This window comes from Pseudomonas sp. JV449 (genome assembly GCF_032424295.1).
GTDB lineage: Bacteria > Pseudomonadota > Gammaproteobacteria > Pseudomonadales > Pseudomonadaceae > Aquipseudomonas > Aquipseudomonas marginalis.
The window spans coordinates 91,690-117,767 of sequence record NZ_VYKD01000007.1; the positions used below are offsets into that span (position 1 = coordinate 91,690).

Consider the following 26,078-nt stretch of genomic DNA (forward strand, 5'->3'; position numbering starts at 1 on the left):
TATCTATGAAACTGAGCACGGGGAGTTTCCTTGCCAGGACAGGCGGTTGCGCATGGTAGCACCGGCTATCCGCGGGCCTCAACAATGTGCCCGCAAAGCCCTGCGCCGCGTTATGCTCCGCCCATCCCTCTCTTAAGGAAGCCCGATTCATGGCAGGAAGCAGCTTGTTGGTGTTGATCGACGACATCGCCGCAGTACTCGATGACGTTGCCCTGATGACAAAAGTAGCGGCAAAAAAAACCGCCGGAGTGCTCGGCGATGACCTGGCGCTCAACGCCCAGCAGGTTTCCGGCGTGCGTGCCGAGCGGGAAATCCCGGTGGTATGGGCCGTTGCCAAGGGGTCCTTCATCAACAAGTTGATCCTGGTGCCCACTGCGCTGTTGATCAGCGCCTTTGCCCCTTGGGCCGTCACACCGTTGTTGATGCTCGGCGGCGCCTACCTGTGTTTCGAAGGCTTCGAGAAGCTCGCGCATAAATTCCTGCACAGCAAGGCTGAAGTCCAGGCCGACCATGCGCAGTTGGTTGAAGCGGTGGCTAACCCGGCTACTGATCTGGTGGCCTTTGAAAAGGACAAGATCAAAGGCGCTATTCGTACCGACTTCATCCTCTCTGCGGAAATCATCGCCATCACCCTCGGCACCGTGGCCGATGCGCCGTTGATGCAGCAAGTGATTGTCCTGTCGGGCATCGCCATCGTCATGACCATCGGCGTCTACGGGCTGGTGGCCGGTATCGTCAAGCTGGATGACCTGGGCCTGTGGCTTACCCAGAAGCCTGGCCAGATGGCTCGCAGTATCGGTGGCGGCATCCTGCGCGCGGCGCCGTACATGATGAAGAGCCTGTCGGTGATCGGCACGGCGGCGATGTTCATGGTCGGCGGTGGCATCCTTACCCATGGCGTGCCGGTGGTGCATCACTGGATCGAGGGTGTGAGCCAGAGCACAGGTGCATTGGCGTGGTTGATGCCGACGTTACTGAATGCGGTGGCGGGGATTATTGCCGGGGCGGTGGTATTGGCAGTGGTCAGCGTGGTGGGCAAGAGCTGGAAAGCGCTCAGGGCATAAATCGCCGCCACAAAAAAAGGCCATTCAATCGAATGGCCTTTTTTACGGGCGTTATTTACTCGGCAATCTGCAACTTGCGTGATTCCGTATAGATATACCGCACCTTCTCATACTCGAACGGCGAGTTCATCTGACCGTAGCGGAAGCTGGTCTGGTAGCGCTTGTCCACCGCACGCAGGGCCCAGATTTCCGGGTGGTTGGAGCTGACTTCGGAGACGTTGAGGAAGTTGATCTGGGACTCGGCGGTGTAGTCCACCAGCAAGCCGCCGGTGTCGCGCAGGTTCGACGGACCGAAGATCGGCAGTACCAGGTAGGCACCGCCGGGCACGCCGTAGAAGCCCAGGGTCTGGCCGAAGTCTTCGCTCTGGCGCGGCAGGCCCATGGCGGTCGCCGGGTCCCACAGGCCGGCGATGCCGACGGTGGTGTTGAGCAGCAGGCGCCCGGTGGTTTCCAGGGAGCGGTGGCCTTTGAGTTGCAGCAGGCTGTTCAACAGGTTGGGCACGTCGCCCAGGTTGTTGAAGAAGTTGCTCACGCCGGTGCGCAGGAAGCTTGGCGTGACGTAGCGGTAACCGTCGACCACCGGCAGGAACACCCATTGGTCAAAGCGGTAGTTGAAGTGGTACACGCGGCGGTTCCACGATTCGAGCGGGTCATACACGTTGAGGGCGTTGACGGACGAGCGTTCGAATTCGCGTTGGTCCAGGCCCGGGTTGAACTTGAGTTTGCTCAACGGCTCCTTGAAACCGTCGGAGTCCATCACCACAGGCGCGTGAGCCTTGCTGTTGTCGGCATTGGCAACGCCTGCGCACATCAGGGCGGCGAGCAGCAGAAGATATTTAGCCACGGAAGAACTCCAGCATGGCGTCGGCGTTGACGCGGTAATTGAGGTTGCCGCAGTGGCCGCCCAAGGGGTAGACGGTCAAGCGATCGCCGAAGGTCTTGCGCAGGAAGCCGAGGTCGCCCGGGCCGAGGATCACGTCGTCGGCGTTGTGCATGACGGCGATTTTCGGGCTGGCGTGCAGGTAGTCCTTGAGGGCGTACAGGCTGACCTGGTCAACCAGTTGCAACAGGCTGCCGCCGTCGGAGCGGGCGCGCCACATCGGGATTACCTGTTCGGTGAGGTAGCAATCGAAGTCGCATTGCAGTGCACGCTTGAGAAACGGCGTGAGGCTGGTGCCTTCGCTGATCGGGTACTTCGGCGGGATGATCAGGCCACGGCGGTTGATCAGGTCCGAAGTAAAGGCGATGTCGGCCGCCGAGAAGCGGAACGAGGTGCCGATCAGCATGGCCATCTGTTCGTTGGTCAGGTGCTGCTTGGATTGCTGGAAGTCGTAGAGCAGGGCGTCGTTGAGGTCGATGTAGCCCTTTTGCTGGAAGTAACGGGTCAGCTTGTTCAACACCAGTTCATAGAAGGTGGTGGTGTTGTTGATGCCCTTGACCTCGGTCTGTACCAGCTTGTCGAGGTTGGTGATCGAGGTGTAGAGGTTGACCGGCGGGTTGAGCAGCAGCACTTTCTTGAAGTTGAAGCTGCGGCGGGTCTCGTCGAGCTTGCTGACAAACGCCGCATCCAGCGCACCGAGGCTGTAGCCGGTGAGGTAGAAGTCGGTCACCGGCAGCGAAGCGTTCTGGGCGCGCACGGCTTGCATCACGCGGTACATGTCTTCGGCATCTTCCTGGCTGATGCCGGGGGTGGCGAAGCGCGACGCAGAGGCGATGAAGTCGAAGCTGGTGGGCGACGACAGTTGCACCACGTGGTAGCCGGCCTGGTAATACAGTTTTTTCAGGTATTCGTTGATGCTGCTGTCAAACCGCGCACCGGTGCCTGCGATCAGGAAGATCAGCGGCGCGGCGCGATCCTGCTTGGCGATGCGGTAAGTGAGTTTCTTCACTGCCCAGAAGTTGTCCGGCAGGCTGAACTCGCGCTCGGGGCGCATATTCAGGGTGTAGTCGGACTGGTTGATCTCGTCATCGGTCGGCAATGTAGGCCGAAGGTCAGGCGGTGTGGTGGCGATGGTCGCTTCGAACGGATTGGTCAAAGGGTAGCCATAGCTGGCTTGGTCGATATCGACGGCCAGTGCTGACGCACTCAAAAAAAGGCTGCCCAGTAAGGCAGCACAGCGCAAGGAACGGAGCATGACTTAATCCCTAAGAGGAAACGTGCTTAATGAAGTTCGCAGGCTATGACCACCGCGTTGCCACCGAAGTGCCAGCTCTCGGCACGAAAAGTCGGAAAATAACGTCGGAATCGGGGTAATAGTAGCGAGACGATACACTTTGCCATGCATTAGTGAACACTAATTGTGTGTACGCACCTTGCTAACGGCCGCCGGCGCATTAAGCTGAGCGCCGTTTTTGCCTATCGGAGTGCTCCATGTCCCGCCGCTTGCCGTTGATTTTGCTGCTTATTGCCCTGCCGTTATGGCTGGCTGCCAGTTATGGCGCGCGTTACGGCTTTATGGAAGATGGCCAGTGGGTCGGCATCTGTGCCGACGAGGCCAGCCGCTGGGAATGCCAGGTACGTTCGAACCTGGGTTTGATGATTCACTTCAAAGTGCTGGGCTGGGCCGCGCTGGTGACCTCGGTGCTGGCGTTTTTCGTGCCGGGCCGTGCGGGATGGGGCTTGGCGGTACTGGGGCTGGTGTTCGGGCTGCCGGCCCTGGCGTTGTACAACACCTCGTTTGCGGTGTTTGCGGTGGTGATTGCGGGGTTGCGGTTGGTCAGGCAGTCGCGGCGCGCCTGATAAGGCCAATCGGGGGCTTGCCCCCGATGGCGCTTTTAAGCCTTGCGCATCCGCAAGCACCGCCACAAAGCCGCAACCATCAACCCGCTTACCAATGCCCAACCCCATGCCTGCTGGTTCAGCAGACCTTCACGGTAAAGCTGTGGCGCGATGCCGGCCCCGATGATAAAGGTCAGCAAGGCAATCTCCCGGCGTGGCCCGGTCACCGGACGAACCAGGTACACCAACGCCGGCAGCAGCAGCGCCGCACTCGGGAAGCTGCGGTAGCGTGGGTCAAACACCAGTGCCAGCATCATCACGGCGCCCGCGAACCCGGCGATTGCCACCAGCCAGCCGGCACGGTGTTCCAGCCAGTTGAACAGGCGTTCGCGCCAGCCTTCACGGGCACTCAAGGCCAGTGCAGCGTGGGCCAGCACCAGCACGTTCAGCGCCACGAGCAAACCGGCCCATGCCCATTCATCGTTGAAGCGCGCAGTCACGCGGGTCAGTTCAGCCCAGGTGCCGATGGAACAGGCCGCCACTGCACCCAGCAGCGGCAGGGCCATCGCGGCACGAGTGCTGCGAACGCGGCCACCGAGCACCAGCGTGCCCAGCAGGATAATCCCGCCCACCCCGAGCCACAGCGGCCAGTACGGCACGTTGGTCACCGGTCCGGCGAGGACGCCCTTGTCCTGGCGGTCGGCATCGAACAGGCCCCAGTAGCCGCCCACGGCACCTTCACTGGCGCGCTTCCACGGCTGGTCAAACGCTTCGATCAGGTTGTAGTGCCAGCCATTGGCTTCGGCCATGGCCACGAAACCGCGCATGAACCTGGCTTCATTGACCCGGCTTGGCACTGCGGTTTCGCGCTGGCGACCTTCGCTGGGCCAGCCGGTCTCGCCGATCAATATGTCCTTGGGCGCGAATTTGTTGCCAAAGGTCTGGCGTACATCGCCCACATGCTTGAGGGCCTGGTCGATGCCGGAGGGGTCATCTTCCCAGTAGGGCAGCAGGTGGATGGTCAGGAAGTCCACCGCCGGAGCGATTTCCGGGTGCTGCAGCCAAAACTCCCAGACGTCGGCGTAGGTGACCGGCTGCTTGATCTGGCTTTTGACTTTATGGATCAGCGTCACCAGCTGTTTGGCGGTGACTTCCTTGCGCAGCAGCGCTTCGTTGCCGACGATCACCGAGGTGACCACATCGGGGTTGGCGTTAGCCGAGGCGATCAGTTGGTCGACTTCTTTTTCGGTCGCGACCGGGTCGCTGCTGACCCAGGCGCCCGCCATCACCTTTAACCCATGCTTGCGCGCCAAGTCCGGCAAGGCTTCCAGGCCGGTCATGGAGTAGGTGCGGATGCATTCGAAGCGGGTGGCCAGCAGGGCCAGGTCGGCGTCCATGCGCGCGGGGCGCAGTGTGAACGGTTGGTCGAAGGGCGATTGGTCCTTGTCGAACGGTGTGTACGACGCGCATTGCAGCTTGTGACTGGCACTGGCCACATCTGGCAGCACCACCGGCCGGCCGAGGCCATACCAGTAGCCGACAAGGGCCAGCAGGCCGAGGATCAAAGCGAAGCAATAGGGCAGGGCAGGGAAGCGGGCAGTGGCGGGCATGGTCGGCTTATCTGGGGGAGCAAAGGCGCGCATCTTACCCGGATTTGCGCTATCCCAGTGGGGCTGCATAATTTTGACATGCAAAGTTCAGGCGGGATCGTGGGGTTAAGTCCTACAAAAAGTCCTACTGGCGATGTGATGTCGTTTCTTGCTTGCATGAGGTCGCTGACAGAGCAGGTCGAAGGCTGTGGCAGGTTGATGATCGACGTGTCAGCACTCCACTGATGTCGCAGCAGCCGGATCGATGCGCGTGAAGGGGGCGCGGCGCACCACATAACAACAGGTTGACGTCGCTCGACATCCGTCGGGCGCAGCACTTTCGGGGAAGTACGATGAAGATGCGACGACTCTTGGGCGCAGCTGCCACTCTGGTAGTTGCGATGAGCTCCACACTGGCCAGCGCCGACAGCAAAACCCTGAGCATCGGTTATGTAGATGGTTGGTCCGACAGCGTTGCCACCACGCATGTGGCGGCAGAGGTGATCAGGGAAAAGCTCGGTTATGACGTCAAACTGCAAGCGGTCGCCACCGGGATCATGTGGCAGGGCGTGGCCACCGGCAAGCTCGATGCCATGCTCTCCGCCTGGCTGCCGGTAACCCATGGCGAGTATTGGACCAAGAACAAGGACAAGGTGGTCGACTACGGCCCCAACTTCAAGGATGCGAAGATCGGCTTGATCGTGCCGGAGTACGTCAAGGCCAAGTCCATCGAAGACCTCAAGACCGACACCACCTTCAAGAACAAGATCGTCGGCATCGACGCCGGTTCAGGCGTGATGCTCAAGACCGACGAAGCCATCAAGCAGTACGGCCTCGACTACAAACTGCAAGCCAGTTCGGGTGCGGCGATGATCGCCGAGCTGACCCGTGCCGAAGACAAACAGGAATCCATTGCGGTCACCGGCTGGGTGCCACACTGGATGTTCGCCAAGTGGAAACTGCGTTTCCTGGATGATCCAAAAGGGATTTATGGTGCTGCTGAAACCGTCAACAGCATCGGCAGCAAGGGCCTGGAGAAGAAAGCGCCGGAAGTCGCGGCGTTCCTGAAGAAATTCCAGTGGGCCTCCAAGGATGAGATCGGCGAAGTCATGCTCGCTATCCAGGAAGGCGCCAAGCCTGATGCAGCGGCCAAGGACTGGGTGGCCAAGCACCCTGAGCGCGTAGCCGAGTGGACCGGTAAATAACCCCCCAATGCCTTGATACAACCCCTGTGGGAGGGGGCTTGCTCGCGATTGCGGTGTGTCAGTCGTCAATGATCTGACTGGTTCACCGCTATCGAGAGCAAGCCCCCTCCCACATTATTTTCGTCACCCGCAAATGTTTCTGCGCCCTCTCAATCCCTCGCTACACTCCGTCTAATACTAAGGTCGTCTGGAACCTGTTCCGTAGCCGCATACAGTGGATACGTACCAATAATAAAAAAGCTGTGCTGCGAGGATAAAAACAATGAACGACAGCATTTACCTCTCGATTCAAAACAGCCCGCGTTTCAAGGAGCTGGTAAGAAAAAGGGAAAGGTTCGCCTGGATTCTCTCGGCGATCATGCTAGGGCTGTACTCCGGCTTCATCCTGTTGATCGCCTACGGGCCACAAATACTGGGGGCCAAACTCAGCCCCGGCTCATCCATCACCTGGGGCATCCCCATCGGTGTCGGGCTGATTGTCTCGGCCTTTGTCCTCACCGGCATCTATGTGCGACGCGCCAACGGCGAATTCGACGACCTGAACAATGCGATTCTCAAGGAGGCTGCGCAATGATCCGTCGTCTATTGGCTGTATTCGGCGCTTCGGTCTTTGCACCCGCTGTTTGGGCGGCGGATGCATTGACCGGTGAAGTGCACAAACAACCGCTGAATATCGCAGCGATCCTGATGTTCGTGGCCTTTGTCGGCGCGACGTTGTGCATCACCTACTGGGCGTCCAAGCGCAACAAGTCGGCGGCCGACTACTATGCGGCCGGCGGCAAGATCACCGGTTTCCAGAACGGCCTGGCGATTGCCGGCGACTACATGTCGGCCGCGTCCTTCCTGGGTATTTCCGCACTGGTGTTCACCTCCGGCTACGACGGCCTGATCTACTCGATCGGCTTCCTGGTGGGCTGGCCGATCATTCTGTTCCTGATCGCCGAGCGCCTGCGTAACCTGGGCAAGTACACCTTTGCCGACGTGGCGTCCTATCGCCTCGGGCAAACCCAGATCCGCAGCCTGTCGGCCTGTGGTTCCCTGGTCGTGGTGGCGTTCTACCTGATCGCGCAAATGGTGGGGGCGGGCAAGCTGATCCAGCTACTGTTCGGCCTCGACTACCACGTGGCGGTCATCCTGGTCGGGATCCTGATGTGCCTGTACGTGCTGTTCGGCGGCATGCTGGCGACCACTTGGGTGCAGATCATCAAGGCGGTGCTGTTGCTGTCCGGTGCCTCGTTCATGGCGCTGATGGTGATGAAGCACGTCAACTTCGACTTCAACATGCTGTTCTCCGAGGCGATCAAGGTTCACCCTAAAGGTGAAGCGATCATGAGCCCCGGCGGCCTGGTGAAAGACCCGATCTCCGCGTTCTCCCTGGGCCTGGCACTGATGTTCGGTACCGCCGGCCTGCCGCACATCCTGATGCGCTTCTTCACTGTAAGTGACGCCAAGGAAGCGCGTAAGAGCGTGCTGTATGCCACTGGCTTCATCGGCTACTTCTATATCCTGACCTTTATCATCGGCTTCGGCGCGATCCTGCTGGTCAGCACCAACCCGGCGTTCAAGGATGCTGCAGGCGCCTTGCTGGGCGGTAACAACATGGCGGCGGTGCACCTGGCCAACGCGGTGGGCGGCAGCATCTTCCTGGGCTTCATCTCGGCTGTGGCCTTCGCCACCATCCTGGCAGTGGTTGCCGGCTTGACCCTGGCCGGTGCTTCGGCGGTGTCCCATGACCTGTACGCCAGCGTGATCAAGAAAGGCAAGGCCAACGAAAAGGATGAGATTCGCGTATCGAAGATCACCACTATCGCCCTGGCAGTGCTGGCGATTGGCCTGGGCATCCTGTTCGAAAGCCAGAACATCGCGTTCATGGTCGGCCTGGCGTTCTCGATTGCCGCCAGCTGTAACTTCCCGGTACTGCTGCTTTCCATGTACTGGAAAAACCTCACCACCCGTGGCGCGATGATTGGCGGCTGGCTGGGCCTGATCAGTGCCGTTGGCCTGATGATCCTGGGTCCGACCATCTGGGTCTCGATCCTGCATCATGAAAAAGCCATCTTCCCGTACGAATACCCGGCGCTGTTCTCGATGATCATTGCGTTCATCGGTATCTGGTTCTTCTCCATCACCGACAAGTCGGCGGCGGCAGAGAAAGAGCGTGCGCTGTACTTCCCGCAGTTTGTGCGTTCGCAGACTGGCCTGGGGGCGAGTGGGGCGGTTAATCACTAAGGTTGTAGCTGGATAAAGAAATGCCCCGGTCGAAAGGCTGGGGTATTTTTTTGCCTGGGGTTTATGGGGGGCTGCTACTGGCCTCATCGGGGGCAAGCCCCCGATGGTGGTAGATCAGTCGACACAAATAAAAACGGCCTCCACTGAGGGAGGCCGTTTTCGGTGCTGCTGAAAGGTGCTTACTTGCGATCTTCCAGCTTGGTAATGTCACGCGACTCGTAGCCGGTGTACAGCTGGCGCGGGCGGCCAATCTTGTACGGGCTGGAGAGCATTTCTTTCCAGTGGGAGATCCAGCCCACGGTCCGTGCCAGGGCGAAGATCACGGTGAACATGCTGGTTGGAATGCCGATCGCCTTGAGGATGATCCCCGAGTAGAAGTCGACGTTCGGGTACAGCGAGCGTTCGATGAAGTACGGGTCGGTCAGGGCGATCTCTTCCAGGCGCATGGCCAGTTCGAGTTGCGGATCGTTGTTGATGCCCAGTTCCTTCAGCACTTCGTCGCAGGTCTGCTTCATGACGGTGGCGCGTGGGTCGCGGTTCTTGTAGACCCGGTGACCGAAGCCCATCAACTTGAACGGATCGTTCTTGTCCTTGGCCTTGGCAATGAACTTGTCGATGTTGGACACATCGCCGATTTCATCGAGCATGGTCAATACGGCTTCGTTCGCACCGCCGTGGGCAGGGCCCCACAGCGCGGCGATGCCGGCGGCGATACAGGCGAACGGGTTGGCACCCGAAGAGCCTGCCAGGCGCACGGTGGAGGTGGAGGCGTTTTGCTCGTGGTCGGCGTGGAGGATGAAGATCCGGTCCATTGCCTTGGCCAGCACCGGGCTGATCGGTTTGATCTCGCACGGGGTGTTGAACATCATGTGCAGGAAGTTTTCCGCGTACGTCAGGTCGTTGCGCGGGTACATCATGGGTTGGCCCATGGAGTACTTGTAAACCATTGCGGCCAGGGTCGGCATCTTGGCAACCAGGCGGATCGCGGAAATTTCGCGATGCTGCGGGTTATTGATGTCGAGGGAGTCGTGATAGAAGGCCGACAGGGCGCCGACCACGCCGCACATGACGGCCATCGGGTGGGCGTCGCGACGGAAGCCGTTGAAGAAGGTCTTCAACTGCTCGTGAACCATGGTGTGGTTCTTCACGGTGCTGACGAACTGGGCTTTTTGCTCGGCTGTTGGCAATTCGCCATTTAGCAGCAGGTAGCAGGTTTCCAGGTAGTCCGATTTTTCCGCCAGTTGCTCGATCGGGTAGCCCCGGTGCAGCAGGATGCCATTGTCGCCGTCGATATAGGTGATCTTCGACTCGCAAGAGGCGGTCGACATGAAGCCTGGGTCGAAAGTGAAACGGCCCGTGGCCGTCAGGCCCCGTACGTCGATAACATCGGGACCAACGGTGCCGGTTAAAATGGGCAGCTCGACGGGGGCTGCGCCCTCGATGATCAACTGCGCTTTTTTGTCAGCCATGTGGCCTCCTATTTATGCTTCAAATCATCAGACAGACCCCCCACGCAGGGCCCGCACCACTATAGTGAGATAAATTCAGATGTCAATTTGCCTAAAGTCTTGCCCCAGAAGGCTTTAACCGTACTTTTTCCTCGAAATTGCCCGCCATTTACGCCTTTTATCCCGCCAGCGCAATCCGCTATTAGGGTGAGGTGCGCGCGTTGTCATTAGTAACCTAACTGTCTATACTCGGCCACCGACCGCCAAGGGCTTTTGGGCTTGCTTTCATTGGGGGTCGCACTCCCTGGGTGGTGCTTACCTGACCAGTCGCACTCCCCAACAACTTTGCCCTGATTGTTAGGGGCTCTTCAGTGTGAAAAAAAGCCGTGAATAGCCAACGACCTGTAAACCTAGACCTAAGGACCATCAAACTCCCCATCACCGGCGTTACGTCGTTCCTGCACCGTGTTTCCGGCATCATCCTGTTCCTGGGCTTGGGCATCATGCTTTATGCATTGAGCAAATCCCTGGGTTCCGAGGAAGGATACGCCGAGGTGAAGGCATGCTTGACCAGCCCGCTGGCCAAGTTCGTAGCATGGGGCCTCCTGTCCGCTCTGCTGTATCACCTGGTAGCCGGTGTGCGCCACTTGATCATGGACATGGGCATCGGTGAGACGCTGGAAGGCGGCCGCCTGGGCTCGAAAATCATCATCGCCATTTCCGTGGTGCTGATCGTTCTGGCAGGAGTTTGGATATGGTAACCAGCGTTACGAACCTATCGCGTTCGGGCCTCTATGACTGGATGGCGCAGCGTGTGTCTGCGGTCGTTCTCGCGGCTTATTTCATTTTCCTGATCGGATACCTCGTCGCAAACCCGGGCATCGGCTACGAGCAATGGCACGGGCTGTTTTCCCACAATGCGATGCGAATCTTCAGCCTGCTGGCCCTTGTAGCCCTGGGCGCTCACGCCTGGGTCGGCATGTGGACCATCGCGACCGACTACCTGACGCCGATGGCGCTGGGCAAGTCCGCGACCGCAGTCCGTTTCCTCTTCCAGGCAGTATGCGGCGTCGCGATGTTCGCTTACTTCGTCTGGGGTGTGCAGATTCTTTGGGGTATCTGATTCATGGCTAACATTCCAACTATTTCCTTCGACGCCATCATCATTGGTGGCGGCGGTGCCGGCATGCGCGCAGCGCTGCAGCTGGCCCAGGGCGGTCACAAGACTGCCGTGATCACCAAGGTATTCCCGACGCGCTCCCACACCGTGTCGGCCCAGGGTGGCATCACCTGCGCCATCGCGTCCGCCGACCCGAACGATGACTGGCGCTGGCACATGTACGATACCGTCAAGGGTTCCGACTACATCGGTGACCAGGACGCTATCGAATACATGTGTCAGGAAGGCCCGGCCGCGGTGTTCGAGCTGGACCACATGGGCCTGCCGTTCTCCCGTACCGAACAAGGTCGTATCTACCAGCGTCCATTCGGCGGCCAGTCGAAGGACTACGGTAAAGGCGGCCAGGCTGCCCGTACCTGCGCTGCGTCCGACCGTACCGGTCACGCGCTGCTGCACACCCTTTATCAGGGCAACCTGAAAGCCGGCACCACGTTCCTGAACGAATACTACGCAGTGGATCTGGTGAAGAACGCCGACGGTGCATTCGTTGGCGTGATCGCCATCTGCATCGAAACCGGTGAAACCACCTACATCCGCGCCAAGGCTACCGTTCTGGCGACCGGCGGTGCAGGTCGTATCTACGCTTCCACCACCAATGCCCTGATCAACACCGGTGACGGCGTCGGCATGGCACTGCGTGCCGGCGTGCCGGTGCAGGACATCGAAATGTGGCAGTTCCACCCGACCGGCATCGCCGGCGCCGGTGTACTGGTCACCGAAGGTTGCCGTGGTGAAGGTGGTTACCTGATCAACAAGCACGGCGAGCGTTTCATGGAGCGTTATGCTCCGAACGCGAAAGACCTGGCGGGTCGTGACGTCGTTGCCCGTTCGATGGTCAAGGAAATCATCGCCGGTAACGGCTGTGGCCCGAATGGCGACCACGTACTGCTGAAGCTCGATCACCTGGGTGAAGAAGTGCTGCACAGCCGCCTGCCGGGTATCTGTGAGCTGTCCAAGACCTTTGCCCACGTTGACCCGGTTGTTGCTCCGGTTCCGGTTGTCCCAACCTGCCACTACATGATGGGCGGTGTTCCGACCAACATTCATGGCCAGGCGATCACCCAGAACGCCGAAGGCGTGGACGAGATCATCCACGGTCTGTTCGCGGTAGGCGAAGTGGCCTGCGTATCGGTACACGGTGCCAACCGTCTGGGCGGCAACTCGCTGCTCGACCTGGTGGTATTCGGCCGCGCGGCTGGCCTGCACCTGGAAAAAGCCCTGACCGACGGCATCGAATACGATGACGCCACCGACGCCAACATCGAGGCCGCCCTGTCGCGCCTGAACGCTCTGAACGAGCGCACTGATGGCGAAGACGTGGCAACCCTGCGTCGCGAGCTGCAAAGCTGCATGCAGAACTACTTCGGTGTATTCCGTACCGGCGAATACATGCAGAAGGGTATTGCCCAGCTGGCCGATCTGCGCAAGCGCATCGCCAACGTCAAGATCAACGATAAGAGCCAGGCGTTCAACACCGCTCGTATCGAAGCCCTTGAACTGCAAAACCTGCTGGAAGTGGCTGAAGCGACTGCGATCGCCGCCGAGGTTCGTAAGGAATCCCGTGGTGCCCACGCTCGTGAAGACTTTGAAGATCGCGATGACGAAAACTGGTTGTGCCACACCCTGTACTTCCCGGGTGACAAGCGCGTAACCAAGCGTGCCGTGAACTTCTCGCCGAAGACGGTTCCGACGTTTGAACCGAAGATTCGGACTTACTAAGGGTGGCTGCCATGTTGAAAGTCAGTGTTTATCGCTACAACCCTGATCAGGACGCTGCGCCGTTCATGCAGGAGTTCCAGGTCGATACCGGTGGTAAAGACCTGATGGTGCTGGATGTATTGGCACTGATCAAAGAGCAGGACGAGGGTTTCTCCTATCGTCGCTCTTGCCGTGAAGGTGTTTGCGGTTCCGACGGCATGAACATCAACGGCAAAAACGGCCTGGCGTGCATCACGCCGCTGTCCGCTGTTGTCAAAGGCAACAAGCTGATCGTTCGTCCTCTGCCAGGTTTGCCGGTTATCCGTGACCTGGTCGTCGATATGAGCATCTTCTACAAGCAATACGAGAAAGTTAAGCCGTTCCTGCAGAACGACACGCCGGCTCCGGCCATCGAGCGTCTGCAGTCCCCAGAAGAGCGTGAAAAGCTCGACGGTCTGTACGAGTGCATCCTGTGCGCCTGCTGCTCGACCTCGTGCCCGTCCTTCTGGTGGAACCCGGACAAGTTCCTGGGTCCAGCTGCCCTGCTGCAAGCGTATCGCTTCCTGGCAGACAGCCGTGACACCAAGACGTCCGAGCGCCTGGCTTCGCTGGATGACCCGTTCAGCGTATTCCGCTGCCGCGGGATCATGAACTGCGTCAACGTATGTCCCAAAGGCCTGAACCCGACTAAGGCCATTGGTCACATCCGTAACATGCTGCTGCAAAGCGGCGTGTAACTGACGTTGTAACAAGGCAGGACCGTTGTGCCCGTAAATGCTACGGCGCAGGCTTCAACCGGCGCCGTAGTTTTAACTTGAGCAGCGACTTACAAAGCCGCGGCTCTTATTTTGAAGAAATGAGACAAGCAGGGGCATTCGGGTTGGTACCCGAACTATCAGCGTGATCCTAAGTGGCTTGTTTTGGTCGCTGCACTTGGCCTTTTGCAAGCAAACTCGGTGTTTTCGCCGGTGGTGTCCCCAAATCGAGGGTGACCAAGCATGCAAGAAAGCGTGATGCAGCGCATGTGGAACAGCGGCTATCTTTCAGGTGGTAACGCTGCCTATGTGGAAGAGCTTTATGAGCTCTACCTGCACGACCCTAACGCTGTGCCAGAAGAATGGCGCACCAAATTTCAGACGTTGTCTTCAGACGGCAACGCTGCCACCGATGTATCGCACGCAACAATTCGCGATCAGTTCGTGCTGCTGGCAAAGAACCAGCGCCGCGCCCAGCCGGTTTCCGCCGGCAGCGTGAGCAGTGAGCACGAGAAGAAGCAAGTTGAAGTACTGCGACTGATCCAGGCCTACCGGATGCGTGGCCACCAGGCGGCCCAGCTTGACCCGCTGGGGCTCTGGCAGCGTCCTGCACCTGCAGACCTGTCGATCAATCATTACGGCTTGACCAATGCCGATCTTGATACGACCTTCCGTGCCGGCGACCTGTTCATCGGCAAAGAGGAAGCGAGCCTACGCGAAATTCACGAAGCGTTGCAGCAGACATATTGCCGCACCATCGGCGCCGAGTTCACGCACATCACCGATTCCGAGCAACGCCACTGGTTCCAGCATCGCCTGGAAGGCGTGCGTGGCCGTCCGGTATTGTCCGCCGACGTGCGCAGCCACCTGCTTGAGCGCGTGACCGCAGCCGAGGGCCTGGAAAAATACCTGGGTACCAAATACCCGGGCACCAAGCGTTTCGGCCTGGAAGGCGGCGAGAGCCTGATTCCGATGCTCGACGAGCTGATCCAGCGTTCCGGTTCCTACGGCACCAAGGAAATCGTGATCGGCATGGCCCACCGTGGTCGCCTGAACGTGTTGGTCAACACCTTCGGCAAGAACCCGCGTGAGCTGTTCGACGAGTTCGAAGGCAAGAAGAAGGTCGAGCTGGGTTCCGGTGACGTTAAATACCACCAGGGCTTCTCGTCCAACGTGATGACCACCGGCGGTGAAGTTCACCTGGCCATGGCGTTCAACCCATCCCACCTGGAAATCGTTTCTCCAGTGGTCGAGGGTTCGGTCCGTGCTCGCCAGGATCGTCGTAACGACACTACCGGTGAAAAGGTCCTGCCGATTTCCATCCACGGTGACGCGGCATTCGCCGGTCAAGGCGTGGTCCTGGAAACGTTCCAGATGTCGCAGACCCGCGGCTTCAAGACCGGCGGTACCGTTCACATCGTCATCAACAACCAGGTTGGCTTCACCATCAGCAACCCGTTGGATGCGCGTTCCACCGAGTACGCCACCGACGTTGCCAAGATGATCCAGGCGCCGATCCTCCATGTGAATGGCGATGATCCGGAAGCCGTGCTGTTCGTGACCCAACTGGCTGTCGACTACCGCATGCAGTTCAAGCGTGACGTGGTGATCGACCTGGTTTGCTACCGCCGTCGCGGTCACAACGAAGCCGACGAGCCAAGCGGCACCCAGCCGTTGATGTACCAGCAGATCACCAAGCAGCGCACCACCCGTGAGCTGTATGCCGAAAGCCTGACCAAGGCCGGTATCGTTGACGATGAACGGGTTCAGGCGAAGATCGATGAATACCGCAACGCGCTGGACAATGGTCTGCATGTCGTAAAAAGCCTGGTCAAGGAGCCGAACAAAGAGCTGTTCGTTGACTGGCGTCCGTACCTGGGTCACACCTGGACGGCGCGTCACGACACCTCGTTCGATCTGAAGACCCTGCAGGAACTGTCCGCCAAGCTGCTGGAAATCCCGGATGGCTTCGTGGTGCAGCGCCAGGTTGCGAAGATCTACGAAGACCGTCAGAAGATGCAAGCCGGCGGCCTGCCGATCAACTGGGGTTATGCCGAAACCATGGCGTACGCGACCCTGGCGTTCGAAGGTCACCCGATCCGCATGACCGGCCAGGACATCGGCCGTGGTACGTTCTCGCACCGTCACGCGGTACTGCACAACCAGAAAGACGCGGGCACCTACATCCCGTTGCAGAACCTGTACGAAGGCCAGCCGCGTTTCGACCTGTACGATTCGTTCCTGTCCGAAGAAGCCGTACTGGCGTTCGAATACGGTTACTCGACCACCACGCCGCAGGCGCTGGTGATCTGGGAAGCCCAGTTCGGCGACTTCGCCAACGGTGCCCAGGTGGTTATCGACCAGTTCATCACCAGCGGCGAGCACAAGTGGGGCCGTCTGTGCGGTCTGACCATGCTGCTGCCACACGGTTATGAAGGTCAGGGGCCGGAGCACTCCTCGGCCCGTCTGGAGCGTTACCTGCAGCTGTGCGCCGAGCACAACATCCAGGTGTGCGTGCCGACCACCCCGGCGCAGATCTACCACTTGCTGCGTCGCCAGGTGATCCGCCCGCTGCGCAAGCCGCTGGTAGTGCTGACCCCGAAATCGCTGCTGCGTCACAAATTGGCCATCTCGACCCTGGAAGATCTGGCGGATGGTTCGTTCCAGACCGTGATTCCAGAGATCGATACGCTGGACGCGGCCAAGGTCACTCGCCTGATCCTGTGCAGCGGCAAGGTCTACTACGACCTGCTGGAAAAACGCCGTGCCGAAGGCCGCGAAGACATCGCCATCGTGCGTATCGAGCAGCTTTACCCGTTCCCGGAAGATGACCTCATGGAGATCATCGCGCCTTACACCAACCTCACCAATGTGGTGTGGTGTCAGGAAGAACCGATGAACCAGGGCGCTTGGTACAGCAGCCAGCATCACCTGCGCCGCAGCATCGGTAACCACAACAAGGCCCTGGGCCTGGAATACGCCGGCCGTGATGCTTCCGCTGCACCTGCGTGTGGTTATGCGTCGATGCACGCCGAGCAGCAGGAAAAACTGCTGCAAGATGCTTTCACTGTTTAACGCCTTCGCGCTGACTGAAACCGAATTTTAAGGACCCACAGATAATGGCTATCGAAATCAAAGCCCCGTCATTCCCGGAATCGGTTGCCGATGGCACCGTTGCCACCTGGCACAAGAAACCAGGTGAGGCCGTCAAGCGTGACGACCTGATCGTCGACATCGAGACCGACAAAGTCGTGCTGGAAGTGTTGGCCGAAGCTGACGGCGTGCTGGGCGCAATCGTTGCCGAAGAGGGCGCTACCGTTCTGTCGAACCAGGTACTCGGCTCGATCGAAGAGGGCAGCGCTGCCGCTGCTCCTGCTGCCGCTGCTGCACCGGCCGCTGCCTCGGCACCTGCTGCCGCTCCGGCTGCGGGTGGCGAAGATCCAATCGCTGCACCGGCTGCTCGCCAGTTGGCCGAAGAAAACGGCATCAACCTGGCTTCCATCAAAGGCACCGGCAAAGACGGCCGTGTGACCAAGGAAGATGTGGTCGCTGCTGTTGAAGCCAAGAAAAACGCTCCGGCTGCCGCGCCTGCCAAGGCTGCTGCCCCGGCTGCCGCTGCGCCTGTGTTCGCTGCCGGCGACCGCACCGAGAAGCGTGTACCGATGACCCGCGTGCGTGCCACCGTGGCCAAGCGCCTGGTTGAAGCACAGTCGAACATGGCGATGCTGACCACTTTCAACGAAGTCGACATGACCGAAGTCATGGCCCTGCGTTCGAAGTACAAGGATCTGTTCGAGAAGTCCCACAACGGCGTACGCCTGGGCTTCATGTCGTTCTTCGTGAAAGCGGCCACCGAAGCGCTGAAACGCTTCCCGGCAGTCAACGCTTCCATCGACGGCGGCGACATCGTTTACCACGGTTATGCAGACGTCGGCGTTGCCGTGTCCAGCGACCGTGGCCTGGTGGTTCCGGTCCTGCGTAACGCCGAACTGATGAGCCTGGCCGAAATCGAAGGCGGCATCGCCGGCTTCGGCAAGAAAGCCCGTGACGGCAAGCTGACCATCGACGAGATGACCGGTGGTACCTTCACCATCACCAACGGTGGTACCTTCGGTTCGATGATGTCGACGCCGATCGTTAACCCGCCACAAGCCGCGATCCTGGGCATGCACAACATCATCCAGCGTCCGATGGCCATCAACGGCCAAGTCGTGATCCGCCCAATGATGTACCTGGCGCTGTCTTACGATCACCGCCTGATCGATGGTAAAGAAGCCGTGACTTTCCTGGTGACCATCAAGAACCTGCTGGAAGACCCGGCTCGTCTGCTGCTGGATATCTGATAGAAGCAGCTGCAGGTCTCAAGTGACAGATTGCCGGATAAGGCAGTTGGGCTTGGGGCTTGCGGCTTGAAAGCTTGCTGCTAAATAGAGGAACTATTTTCATGTCGCAGAAATTTGACGTTGTAGTGATTGGTGCGGGTCCTGGCGGCTACGTCGCCGCCATCAAGGCCGCACAACTGGGCCTCTCGACTGCTTGCATTGAAAAATACACCGACAAGGAAGGCAAACTGGCACTGGGCGGTACTTGCCTGAACGTCGGTTGCATTCCTTCCAAGGCGCTGCTGGACAGCTCCTGGAAATTCCACGAAGCCCAGGACGGCTTCGCGATCCACGGCATCAACCATGCCGGCGTGACCATGGACGTGCCAGCAATGGTCGGCCGTAAAGCCAACATCGTTAAAGGCCTGACTTCCGGCGTTGCGACCTTGTTCAAGGCCAACGGCGTGACTTCCCTGCAAGGCCACGGCAAACTGCTGGCCGGCAAGAAAGTTGAAATCACCAAGCCGGACGGCTCGGTAGAAATCATCGAAGCCGAGAACGTGATCCTGGCCCCAGGTTCGCGTCCAATCGACATTCCACCGGCTCCGGTTGACCAGAACGTGATCGTTGATTCGACCGGCGCCCTGGAATTCCAGGCCGTGCCTAAGCGCCTGGGCGTGATCGGCGCTGGCGTCATCGGCCTGGAACTGGGTTCGGTCTGGTCCCGCCTGGGTTCCGAAGTGACCGTGCTGGAAGCCCTGGACACGTTCCTGCTGGCTGCCGACACCGCAGTGTCCAAGGAAGCGCTGAAAACCCTGACCAAACAAGGTCTGGACATCAAGCTGGGCGCTCGCGTGACCGGCTCTAAGGTCAATGGCGAAGAAGTCGTCGTGACCTACACCGACAAGGATGGCGAACAGACCATCACTTTCGACAAGCTGATCGTGGCCGTTGGTCGCCGTCCAGTGACCACCGACCTGCTGGCTTCCGACAGCGGCGTGAACATCGACGAGCGTGGCTTCATCCACGTTGACGATCACTGCGCTACCACCGTTCCGGGCGTCTACGCCATTGGCGACGTGGTTCGCGGCATGATGCTCGCGCACAAGGCTTCCGAAGAAGGCATCATGGTTGTCGAGCGCATCAAGGGTCACAAGACCCAGATGAACTACGACCTGATCCCATCGGTTATCTACACCCACCCGGAAATTGCATGGGTCGGCAAGAACGAACAGCAGTTGAAAGCTGAAGGCGTTGAAGTTAACGTCGGCACCTTCCCGTTCGCCGCTTCTGGCCGTGCCATGGCAGCCAACGACACCGGTGGTTTTGTCAAAGTCATCGCTGATGCCAAGACTGACCGCGTATTGGGCGTCCACGTGATTGGCCCAGGCGCAGCAGAACTGGTTCAGCAGGGCGCGATCGGTATGGAATTCGGCACCAGTGCCGAGGACATCGGCATGATGGTCTTCTCCCATCCGACCCTGTCCGAAGCGCTGCACGAAGCCGCGTTGGCAGTGAATGGCCATGCCATCCACATCGCCAACAAGAAGAAGCGCTAAGCGAGATAATAAGAAACCACGGCGGAGTTGCCCGTCGTGAGCCTTGCGCGCAAGACTCACCGCGGAATATCCGCTGGACGCAGTCTTGCGCAGCTTTACGGGCCTTGAGCCCCGCAAGTTGCGCAAGCAGCAGTCACAGGTGGCGCGGCACTCATAATGAGCGCAGCGCCGAATGCGCAGTACCTAACGAAGACGGTAAAAAGCATGAATCTTCACGAGTATCAGGGTAAGCAGCTGTTCGCTGAATACGGCCTGCCAGTTTCCAAGGGCTACGCAGTAGACACCCCGGAAGCAGCAGCAGAAGCTTGCGACAAAATCGGCGGCACCGAGTGGGTTGTCAAAGCCCAGGTCCACGCTGGTGGTCGCGGTAAAGCGGGCGGCGTTAAGCTGGTTCGCAGCAAAGAAGACGCCAAGGCCTTCGCACAGCAGTGGCTGGGCAAGCGTCTGGTGACTTACCAGACTGATGCCAATGGCCAGCCAGTCACCAAGATCCTGGTTGAATCGTGCACTGATATCGCTAAAGAGCTGTACCTGGGCGCTGTCGTTGACCGTTCGAGCCGTCGCATCGTGTTCATGGCTTCCACCGAAGGTGGCGTGGACATCGAGAAGATCGCTCACGAAACCCCAGAAAAAATTCTGAAAGCCACTATCGACCCACTGGTTGGCGCCCAGCCATTCCAGGGTCGCGAGCTGGCTTTCCAGCTGGGCCTGGAAGGCAAGCAAGTTGCCCAGTTCGCCAAGATCTTCGTAGGTCTGGCCAAACTGTTCCAGGATCACGATCTGGCCCTGCTGGAAGTGAACCCGCTGGTGATCAAGGCTGACGGCGATCTGCACTGCCTCGACGCCAAGATCAACATCGACGCCAACGCCATGTACCGTCAGCCTAAGCTGAAGACTTTCCACGATCCGTCGCAAGACGATCCGCGCGAAGCGCACGCTGCCAAGTTCGAACTGAACTACGTAGCCCTGGAAGGTAACATCGGTTGCATGGTCAACGGTGCCGGCCTGGCCATGGGTACCATGGACATCGTCAACCTGCATGGCGGCAAACCAGCCAACTTCCTCGACGTGGGCGGTGGTGCTACCAAGGAACGCGTAACCGAAGCCTTCAAGATCATCCTGTCCGACTCCAACGTCGCTGCAGTACTGGTCAACATCTTCGGCGGCATCGTTCGTTGCGACATGATTGCCGAAGGCATCATCGGCGCAGTGAAAGAAGTCGGCGTTAAAATCCCGGTTGTTGTTCGCCTTGAAGGCAACAACGCTGAACTGGGCGCTAAAGTACTGGCAGAAAGCGGTTTGAACATCATCGCGGCTACCAGCCTGACCGACGCTGCTCAACAAGTTGTCAAAGCTGCGGAGGGCAAATAATGAGCGTCCTGATCAATAAAGACACCAAAGTTATCTGCCAGGGTATTACCGGTTCGCAAGGTAGTTTCCACACCCAGCAAGCCATCGAATACGGCACCAAGATGGTTGGCGGCGTAACCCCGGGCAAAGGCGGCACCGAGCACCTGGGCCTGCCAGTGTTCAACACCGTGAAAGACGCTGTAGCTGCCACTGGCGCCACCGCCAGCGTGATCTACGTTCCAGCTCCTTTCTGCAAGGACTCGATCCTGGAAGCGGCATTCGGCGGCATCAAGCTGATCGTGTGCATCACCGAAGGCATTCCTACCCTGGACATGCTGGACGCTAAAGTTAAGTGCGACGAGCTGGGCGTAGTCCTGATCGGCCCTAACTGCCCAGGCGTGATCACTCCAGGCGAATGCAAGATCGGCATCATGCCAGGTCACATTCACTTGCCAGGTAAAGTCGGTATCGTTTCCCGTTCCGGCACCCTGACCTACGAAGCTGTGAAGCAAACTACTGACGCCGGTTTCGGTCAGTCGACTTGCGTCGGCATCGGCGGTGACCCGATCCCGGGCTCCAACTTCATCGATATCCTGAAGCTGTTCCAGGAAGACCCGAAGACCGAAGCGATCGTGATGATCGGTGAGATCGGCGGTTCGGCTGAAGAAGAAGCGGCTGCCTACATCAAGGCACACGTGACCAAGCCGGTTGTTTCCTACATCGCTGGTGTGACTGCCCCTGCGGGCAAGCGCATGGGCCATGCTGGCGCAATCATCTCTGGCGGCAAAGGCACTGCAGACGAGAAATTCGCTGCACTGCAAGACGCAGGCGTTAAAACCGTGCGTTCGCTGGCAGACATCGGCAAGGCCTTGGCCGAGCTGACCGGTTGGGCTGTCAAGTAAGCCTCGCGCTTAGCTGACGCTTTACCAACAAAGGCCACCTTCGGGTGGCCTTTGTGCATTCTGCAGATTGTTGACGATTCAAATGTGGGAGGGGGCTTGACCCGATTGCAGTGCATCAGCCAGCTGATGTGGGACTGACGCACCGCTATCGGGAGCAAGCCCCCTCCCACAATTTTGTTTGTATTGCCAAATTAAGTATGAAAACGCGACATCGAGATGTCGCTTATCGGACAGCACGCCCCGCAACAGTGCGTTTGTCAGGCTAATTCTGTACCCTAGCCGCCTCTTTATGCGTCCGCCTCCCAAAAGGAAGCTGCGCGCTAGATCGGTCGGTGCCCATAAGGGCCGGCAGCATTTCCCTCATCCATAGGGAATCCCTCTCTAAATTCCGATTCAGTAGTGTGGTATTTCCTCAAATGAAAGTGTTGAAAAGCCAGGACATCCTGGCGTTGGGCTTCATGACCTTCGCCCTGTTCGTGGGCGCCGGCAACATCATCTTCCCGCCTATCGTTGGTTTGCAGTCCGGGCCTCATGTCTGGATGGCGGCGCTGGGCTTCCTGATCACCGCCGTTGGCCTGCCGGTGGTCACCGTGATCGCCCTGGCCAAGGTCGGTGGCGGCATGGACGCGCTGAGCAGCCCGATCGGCAAGATCGCCGGTGGCCTGCTCGCGGCGGCGGCGTATCTGGCGGTAGGGCCGCTGTTCGCCACCCCGCGTACCGCGACCGTGTCGTTTGAAGTGGGCCTGGCGCCGCTGACCGGCGAAAGCCCGCTGGCACTGTTCCTCTACAGCTCGGTGTATTTCCTGGTGGTGTTCTTTGTCTCCCTGTACCCAGGCCGACTGCTGGACACCGTGGGTCGCTTCCTGGCGCCGCTGAAGATCATCGCCCTGGCCATCCTCGGCATTGCCGCGTTTGCCCTGCCGGCAGGTGAGGTGGGTGTCGCCACCCCGGAATACGTCGCCGCACCGTTTTCCCAGGGCTTTATCAATGGCTACCTGACCATGGATACCCTGGGGGCGCTGGTGTTTGGCATTGTGATCGTCAATGCGATCCGTTCCCGTGGTGTCGAATCGCCCAAGCTGATCACCCGCTACGCGATCATTGCCGGGTTGATTGCCGGCGTCGGTTTGGCGCTGGTGTATGTCAGCCTGTTCCGCCTCGGGTCGGGCAGCCATGAAGTCGCTGCCGGCGCTGCCAATGGCGCCGCAGTGCTGCACGCTTATGTTCAGCACACCTTCGGTTCCCTGGGCAGTGGGTTCCTGGCTGTATTGATCTCCCTGGCATGCCTGGTCACTGCCGTCGGCCTGACCTGCGCATGTGCCGAGTACTTCAGCAAAATCCTGCCGCTGTCCTACAAGACCCTGGTAGTGATCCTGGCGCTGTTCTCGCTGTTCGTGTCGAACCTGGGCCTGACCAAGCTGATTGCGTTCTCGATCCCGGTACTCACCGCGATCTACCCGCCGTGCATCGTGCTGGTGGCCTTGAGCTTCTGCAAAGACTTCTGGCAGGAACAGGGCCGTATCGTCGGGCCGGTGATGCTGGTGTCGTTCATCTTTGGTTGCATCGACGCGCTCAAGGGCGCAGGCCTGGCAGGCTGGATGCCTTCGCAGCTGGCGAACCTGCCGCTGAGCGAGCAAGGCCTGGCGTGGCTGGTGCCGTCGGTGATGACGCTGGTTGTGGCGGTCGTCATTGATCGCATGCTGGGTAAGCGCAGCGAAGCCATCGCATAACAAGCGGGTTTCATGCAGTACGGAAATGCCTCGTATCAATCGATACGGGGCATTTTTTTTGAGCGCAAGGCAGTGTCTTTTTCTTTGCGCTAACGTCGAACAGACGCAAAAAGTTTCTCAATCTTCTTTCTGCAAGGACCCGCATGTCGTTCGTCGAAGCCAATCAGATCCACCTGCTTGCCGCCCTCTGGTTCATCCTGTGCTGGGGCGGCTACACCCGTTATGCCACCTGGAAAGCCCGAGACACCGCGTGCCTGGCCAGCGTGCTGCATTTGTATCGCGAGGACTGGATGCGCCGCATGCTGCTGCGTGACAACCGCATCGCCGACGCCAGCGTAATCGGCAATCTGGAGCGTAATGCCTCATTCTTCGCCTCCAGCACCTTGATCATCCTCGCCGGCATTCTCACGGTGCTGGGGGCTTCCGAGCGGGCGGTGTCATTGCTGGCGGACATACCCATGGTGCAGCAGGCCTCCCAGGGCATGTCGGAGATCAAGCTGCTCTGCCTGGCGCTGGTCTTTGTCTATGCCTTCTTCACCTTCAGTTGGTGCATGCGCCAGTACAACTTTGCCGCGGTGCTGGTCGGGTCGGCACCGATGATCGGTGAACGGCATGTGTCGGAGCAGGAGCGCAAGGCGTTTGCCCTGCGTGCGGCGCGGGTGATCTCCATGGCCGCCAACCAGTTCAACTTTGGCCTGCGTTCTTATTACTTCGGCATGACCATGCTGGCGTGGTTCGTCAGCCCCTGGTTGTTCATGTTGATGAGTGCCGGGGTGGTGTTTGTGTTGTATCGCCGGGAGTTTCATTCCGACGTACTGCAAGTGATGGTGTATACGCAGACGGATACACCGATGCCTGAGCCCGCCAAAGAGGAGATTTAATGCGTGACGCGCTGAGTTAAAAACAACAGGCAAAGTAAAGCCCGCTATATAAGCGGGCTTTCTTTTTGCAGCGAAGCTATTTCATGCTGCGGTATCAGGAACCGGTGGCAGGAGTAGCTGGTGCTGCTTCTTTTGCGGCGGCTTCGTTCGATTCAGCCTGAGCTTTGGCAGCATCGGCGTTTTCTTTCGCAGCGTCGTTCACTTTATCCTGAGCTTTCGCCATGTCTTTTTGAGCTTGCTCAGAATGCGCTGCGGCATCTTGGGCTTTGTCTTCGGATTTCTTGTCGCAAGCAGCGAGACCGAGGGCAGCGGCCAACATCATGGAAATAGCTAAAGTCTTACGCATGGGGTGTTTCTCCTTAGTGAAGATATCTACTGGCCTTTCGAGCATGGCCGTTCAGCATTAGTTCCTTTTATTCCACAGATATATAAACAACGACCTCAAAGGAACTTTCGCCCGCACCGTCTATTTCGCCCATCAACACTAATAAGAGTCTGCAACGAATGACCGAAAATCCCTTGTTAGAGCGCGCGACGCGCTTTGTCTCGGCCTTGCGCCATTGTCAGGTGCTGGGTATCAGCGTTCATCATGCCAGCGAGGAGGGCATCACGTTGGCCATGCCTTACGCCCCGCAGTTGGTGGGTGATCCCCAGACCGGCGTGATCCACGGTGGCGCGTTGACATCCTTGATGGATACCGCCTGCGGCATGGCCACCCTGTGTGTCCTGCCGGAGTTCGAGGTGTGCCCGACCCTGGACCTGCGTGTCGACTATATGCATCCCGCCGAGCCGCATAAGCCGGTATATGGTTTCGCCCAATGCTACCGGGTGACCACCGACGTGATCTTCACCCGTGGTTTTGCCTACCAGGACGATCCGCAACAACCCATCGCCCATGTGGTGGGCACTTTCATGCGCATGGGCAAGCGTCTCAAGGGCACCCACGGGTTGGGGCGCGCGATCAAGGGAGAGCAGGCATGACCCATCGATTCAAGACCCGCCTGGAACAGGCTCATCAGCGCGGCAACTACGAGGCGCTGCTGGACCTGATTCCCTACGCCAAACTGATCGGTATCGAATGCACCCGGCTGGGGGATGAATTGCTGTTTCGCCTGCCGGCCCACAAGGACAATATTGGTAACCCCATATTGCCGGCGCTTCACGGCGGGGTGATTGCCGGCTTCATGGAACTGGCAGCGGCGTTGCACCTGCTGGTGTTTACCGGAGCGCCGGGCCTCCCGAAAATCATCGATTTCTCCCTCGATTACCTGCGCGCCGGCCAGTTTCGCGACACTTACGCCAAATGCCAGGTGTGGCGCCAGGGCCGACGGGTGGCGAATGTGGCGATCACCGCCTGGCAAACCACCGCCGCCGAGCCCATCGCCACCGCCCGTGCGCATTTCAAGATCGAGGACGTGGTCCGCCCTTGAAATCCTGCTCTTAGCCC

General features: G+C 59.2%; 23 protein-coding genes. 18 read left to right on the forward strand and 5 right to left on the reverse strand.

The window, feature by feature from the left end; translation table 11 throughout:
* Positions 1-149: 149 nt before the first annotated feature.
* Positions 150-1,064, forward strand: coding sequence for a DUF808 domain-containing protein (locus F6S08_RS09965; protein WP_065924482.1), 915 nt, complete (start codon positions 150-152; stop codon positions 1,062-1,064).
* Positions 1,065-1,119: 55 nt separating this feature from the next.
* Here the strand turns inward: F6S08_RS09965 and F6S08_RS09970 are convergent, their stop codons facing one another.
* Both F6S08_RS09970 and F6S08_RS09975 read right to left on the reverse strand, forming a co-directional pair.
* Positions 1,120-1,908: a VacJ family lipoprotein gene (locus F6S08_RS09970; protein ID WP_027607049.1), complete on the reverse strand. Its 789-nt coding sequence runs from the start codon at positions 1,906-1,908 to the stop codon at positions 1,120-1,122.
* Positions 1,901-3,199, reverse strand: a complete 1,299-nt coding sequence (locus F6S08_RS09975) for a serine/threonine protein kinase (protein ID WP_027607050.1) — start codon at positions 3,197-3,199, stop codon at positions 1,901-1,903. Before F6S08_RS09975 ends, F6S08_RS09970 begins: the two co-directional genes overlap by 8 nt.
* A gap of 236 nt (positions 3,200-3,435) precedes the next feature.
* Between F6S08_RS09975 and F6S08_RS09980 the strand changes: the two genes are divergently transcribed.
* Positions 3,436-3,804 (forward strand): hypothetical protein, encoded by a 369-nt coding sequence (locus F6S08_RS09980; RefSeq protein WP_065924484.1) that lies wholly within the window; start codon positions 3,436-3,438, stop codon positions 3,802-3,804.
* Between the two features lie 35 nt (positions 3,805-3,839).
* Here F6S08_RS09980 and F6S08_RS09985 read toward each other — a convergent pair whose 3' ends face one another.
* The gene (locus F6S08_RS09985; protein WP_315871344.1) at positions 3,840-5,393 is read right to left on the reverse strand and encodes a glycosyl hydrolase family 17 protein; all 1,554 of its coding nucleotides are present in this window, start codon (positions 5,391-5,393) and stop codon (positions 3,840-3,842) included.
* Positions 5,394-5,725: 332 nt separating this feature from the next.
* Here F6S08_RS09985 and F6S08_RS09990 point away from each other — a divergent pair, with 332 nt between their 5' ends.
* The 3 genes from F6S08_RS09990 to F6S08_RS10000 all read left to right on the forward strand — a co-directional run bounded on the left by F6S08_RS09990 (position 5,726) and on the right by F6S08_RS10000 (position 8,806).
* The gene (locus F6S08_RS09990; RefSeq protein WP_027607053.1) at positions 5,726-6,577 is read left to right on the forward strand and encodes a glycine betaine ABC transporter substrate-binding protein; all 852 of its coding nucleotides are present in this window, start codon (positions 5,726-5,728) and stop codon (positions 6,575-6,577) included.
* Between the two features lie 262 nt (positions 6,578-6,839).
* Positions 6,840-7,151, forward strand: a complete 312-nt coding sequence (locus tag F6S08_RS09995; RefSeq protein WP_024074297.1) for a DUF485 domain-containing protein — start codon at positions 6,840-6,842, stop codon at positions 7,149-7,151.
* Complete coding sequence (locus tag F6S08_RS10000; RefSeq protein WP_057014104.1) at positions 7,148-8,806, forward strand: cation acetate symporter; 1,659 nt, start codon at positions 7,148-7,150, stop codon at positions 8,804-8,806. Before F6S08_RS09995 ends, F6S08_RS10000 begins: the two co-directional genes overlap by 4 nt.
* A 179-nt stretch (positions 8,807-8,985) precedes the next feature.
* On the opposite strand, the gene gltA is transcribed toward F6S08_RS10000, so the two are convergent.
* Complete coding sequence (gltA, locus tag F6S08_RS10005) at positions 8,986-10,275, reverse strand: citrate synthase (RefSeq protein WP_003222994.1); 1,290 nt, start codon at positions 10,273-10,275, stop codon at positions 8,986-8,988.
* 365 nt (positions 10,276-10,640) lie between these two features.
* Between gltA and sdhC the strand changes: the two genes are divergently transcribed.
* From sdhC to F6S08_RS10060, 11 genes are all read left to right on the forward strand, one after another.
* Entirely contained in the window at positions 10,641-11,015 is a 375-nt protein-coding gene (gene sdhC, locus F6S08_RS10010; RefSeq protein WP_003172804.1) for a succinate dehydrogenase, cytochrome b556 subunit, read from the forward strand.
* Positions 11,009-11,377 carry a succinate dehydrogenase, hydrophobic membrane anchor protein gene (gene sdhD, locus F6S08_RS10015; RefSeq protein WP_003172805.1) on the forward strand — a complete coding sequence of 123 codons (369 nt, stop codon included), beginning with the start codon at positions 11,009-11,011 and terminating at the stop codon, positions 11,375-11,377. The genes sdhC and sdhD overlap by 7 nt, the downstream gene beginning before the upstream one ends.
* Before the next feature lie 3 nt (positions 11,378-11,380).
* Positions 11,381-13,153 (forward strand): succinate dehydrogenase flavoprotein subunit, encoded by a 1,773-nt coding sequence (sdhA, locus tag F6S08_RS10020; protein WP_065924487.1) that lies wholly within the window; start codon positions 11,381-11,383, stop codon positions 13,151-13,153.
* Positions 13,154-13,164: 11 nt separating this feature from the next.
* On the forward strand, positions 13,165-13,869 hold the full coding sequence (locus tag F6S08_RS10025; protein WP_003172807.1) for a succinate dehydrogenase iron-sulfur subunit: 705 nt from the start codon (positions 13,165-13,167) through the stop codon (positions 13,867-13,869).
* 261 nt (positions 13,870-14,130) lie between these two features.
* Positions 14,131-16,962 carry a 2-oxoglutarate dehydrogenase E1 component gene (locus F6S08_RS10030; protein WP_065924488.1) on the forward strand — a complete coding sequence of 944 codons (2,832 nt, stop codon included), beginning with the start codon at positions 14,131-14,133 and terminating at the stop codon, positions 16,960-16,962.
* A gap of 44 nt (positions 16,963-17,006) precedes the next feature.
* Positions 17,007-18,230, forward strand: coding sequence for a 2-oxoglutarate dehydrogenase complex dihydrolipoyllysine-residue succinyltransferase (gene odhB, locus F6S08_RS10035; protein ID WP_065924489.1), 1,224 nt, complete (start codon positions 17,007-17,009; stop codon positions 18,228-18,230).
* 101 nt (positions 18,231-18,331) lie between these two features.
* The gene (lpdA, locus tag F6S08_RS10040; RefSeq protein WP_065924490.1) at positions 18,332-19,768 is read left to right on the forward strand and encodes a dihydrolipoyl dehydrogenase; all 1,437 of its coding nucleotides are present in this window, start codon (positions 18,332-18,334) and stop codon (positions 19,766-19,768) included.
* A 204-nt stretch (positions 19,769-19,972) separates the two neighbouring features.
* Positions 19,973-21,139: an ADP-forming succinate--CoA ligase subunit beta gene (gene sucC / locus F6S08_RS10045; RefSeq protein ID WP_003233235.1), complete on the forward strand. Its 1,167-nt coding sequence runs from the start codon at positions 19,973-19,975 to the stop codon at positions 21,137-21,139.
* Positions 21,139-22,020: a succinate--CoA ligase subunit alpha gene (sucD, locus tag F6S08_RS10050; protein WP_003172813.1), complete on the forward strand. Its 882-nt coding sequence runs from the start codon at positions 21,139-21,141 to the stop codon at positions 22,018-22,020. Before sucC ends, sucD begins: the two co-directional genes overlap by 1 nt.
* A gap of 416 nt (positions 22,021-22,436) precedes the next feature.
* Positions 22,437-23,750: a branched-chain amino acid transport system II carrier protein gene (brnQ, locus tag F6S08_RS10055; RefSeq protein WP_065924491.1), complete on the forward strand. Its 1,314-nt coding sequence runs from the start codon at positions 22,437-22,439 to the stop codon at positions 23,748-23,750.
* 143 nt (positions 23,751-23,893) lie between these two features.
* Positions 23,894-24,631: a DUF599 domain-containing protein gene (locus tag F6S08_RS10060; protein ID WP_027607062.1), complete on the forward strand. Its 738-nt coding sequence runs from the start codon at positions 23,894-23,896 to the stop codon at positions 24,629-24,631.
* 94 nt (positions 24,632-24,725) lie between these two features.
* Here F6S08_RS10060 and F6S08_RS10065 read toward each other — a convergent pair whose 3' ends face one another.
* On the reverse strand, positions 24,726-24,977 hold the full coding sequence (locus F6S08_RS10065; RefSeq protein ID WP_010211724.1) for a hypothetical protein: 252 nt from the start codon (positions 24,975-24,977) through the stop codon (positions 24,726-24,728).
* A gap of 158 nt (positions 24,978-25,135) precedes the next feature.
* On the opposite strand from F6S08_RS10065, the gene F6S08_RS10070 reads away from it, so the two are divergent.
* Together F6S08_RS10070 and F6S08_RS10075 are read left to right on the forward strand one after the other, a co-directional pair.
* Positions 25,136-25,612 (forward strand): PaaI family thioesterase, encoded by a 477-nt coding sequence (locus tag F6S08_RS10070; protein ID WP_065924492.1) that lies wholly within the window; start codon positions 25,136-25,138, stop codon positions 25,610-25,612.
* A complete protein-coding gene (locus F6S08_RS10075) occupies positions 25,609-26,061 on the forward strand; it encodes a PaaI family thioesterase (protein ID WP_065924493.1) in 453 nt (150 codons plus the stop codon). Before F6S08_RS10070 ends, F6S08_RS10075 begins: the two co-directional genes overlap by 4 nt.
* Positions 26,062-26,078 lie beyond the last annotated feature (17 nt).

Excerpts from the sequence above, each read along its gene's own strand:
- F6S08_RS10025 (WP_003172807.1), top strand. The coding sequence starts at position 13,165 with ATGTTGAAAGTCAGTGTTTATCGCTACAACCCTGATCAGGACGCTGCG.
- lpdA (WP_065924490.1), top strand. The coding sequence starts at position 18,332 with ATGTCGCAGAAATTTGACGTTGTAGTGATTGGTGCGGGTCCTGGCGGC.
- F6S08_RS10000 (WP_057014104.1), top strand. The coding sequence starts at position 7,148 with ATGATCCGTCGTCTATTGGCTGTATTCGGCGCTTCGGTCTTTGCACCC.
- F6S08_RS09975 (WP_027607050.1), bottom strand. The coding sequence starts at position 3,199 with ATGCTCCGTTCCTTGCGCTGTGCTGCCTTACTGGGCAGCCTTTTTTTG.
- gltA (WP_003222994.1), bottom strand. The coding sequence starts at position 10,275 with ATGGCTGACAAAAAAGCGCAGTTGATCATCGAGGGCGCAGCCCCCGTC.
- F6S08_RS09985 (WP_315871344.1), bottom strand. The coding sequence starts at position 5,393 with ATGCCCGCCACTGCCCGCTTCCCTGCCCTGCCCTATTGCTTCGCTTTG.
- F6S08_RS09995 (WP_024074297.1), top strand. The coding sequence starts at position 6,840 with ATGAACGACAGCATTTACCTCTCGATTCAAAACAGCCCGCGTTTCAAG.
- sucD (WP_003172813.1), top strand. The coding sequence starts at position 21,139 with ATGAGCGTCCTGATCAATAAAGACACCAAAGTTATCTGCCAGGGTATT.
- odhB (WP_065924489.1), top strand. The coding sequence starts at position 17,007 with ATGGCTATCGAAATCAAAGCCCCGTCATTCCCGGAATCGGTTGCCGAT.
- F6S08_RS10030 (WP_065924488.1), top strand. The coding sequence starts at position 14,131 with ATGCAAGAAAGCGTGATGCAGCGCATGTGGAACAGCGGCTATCTTTCA.
- F6S08_RS10060 (WP_027607062.1), top strand. The coding sequence starts at position 23,894 with ATGTCGTTCGTCGAAGCCAATCAGATCCACCTGCTTGCCGCCCTCTGG.
- F6S08_RS09965 (WP_065924482.1), top strand. The coding sequence starts at position 150 with ATGGCAGGAAGCAGCTTGTTGGTGTTGATCGACGACATCGCCGCAGTA.
- F6S08_RS10070 (WP_065924492.1), top strand. The coding sequence starts at position 25,136 with ATGACCGAAAATCCCTTGTTAGAGCGCGCGACGCGCTTTGTCTCGGCC.
- sdhA (WP_065924487.1), top strand. The coding sequence starts at position 11,381 with ATGGCTAACATTCCAACTATTTCCTTCGACGCCATCATCATTGGTGGC.
- sucC (WP_003233235.1), top strand. The coding sequence starts at position 19,973 with ATGAATCTTCACGAGTATCAGGGTAAGCAGCTGTTCGCTGAATACGGC.
- brnQ (WP_065924491.1), top strand. The coding sequence starts at position 22,437 with ATGAAAGTGTTGAAAAGCCAGGACATCCTGGCGTTGGGCTTCATGACC.
- sdhD (WP_003172805.1), top strand. The coding sequence starts at position 11,009 with ATGGTAACCAGCGTTACGAACCTATCGCGTTCGGGCCTCTATGACTGG.
- F6S08_RS10075 (WP_065924493.1), top strand. The coding sequence starts at position 25,609 with ATGACCCATCGATTCAAGACCCGCCTGGAACAGGCTCATCAGCGCGGC.
- F6S08_RS09990 (WP_027607053.1), top strand. The coding sequence starts at position 5,726 with ATGAAGATGCGACGACTCTTGGGCGCAGCTGCCACTCTGGTAGTTGCG.
- F6S08_RS09980 (WP_065924484.1), top strand. The coding sequence starts at position 3,436 with ATGTCCCGCCGCTTGCCGTTGATTTTGCTGCTTATTGCCCTGCCGTTA.
- F6S08_RS10065 (WP_010211724.1), bottom strand. The coding sequence starts at position 24,977 with ATGCGTAAGACTTTAGCTATTTCCATGATGTTGGCCGCTGCCCTCGGT.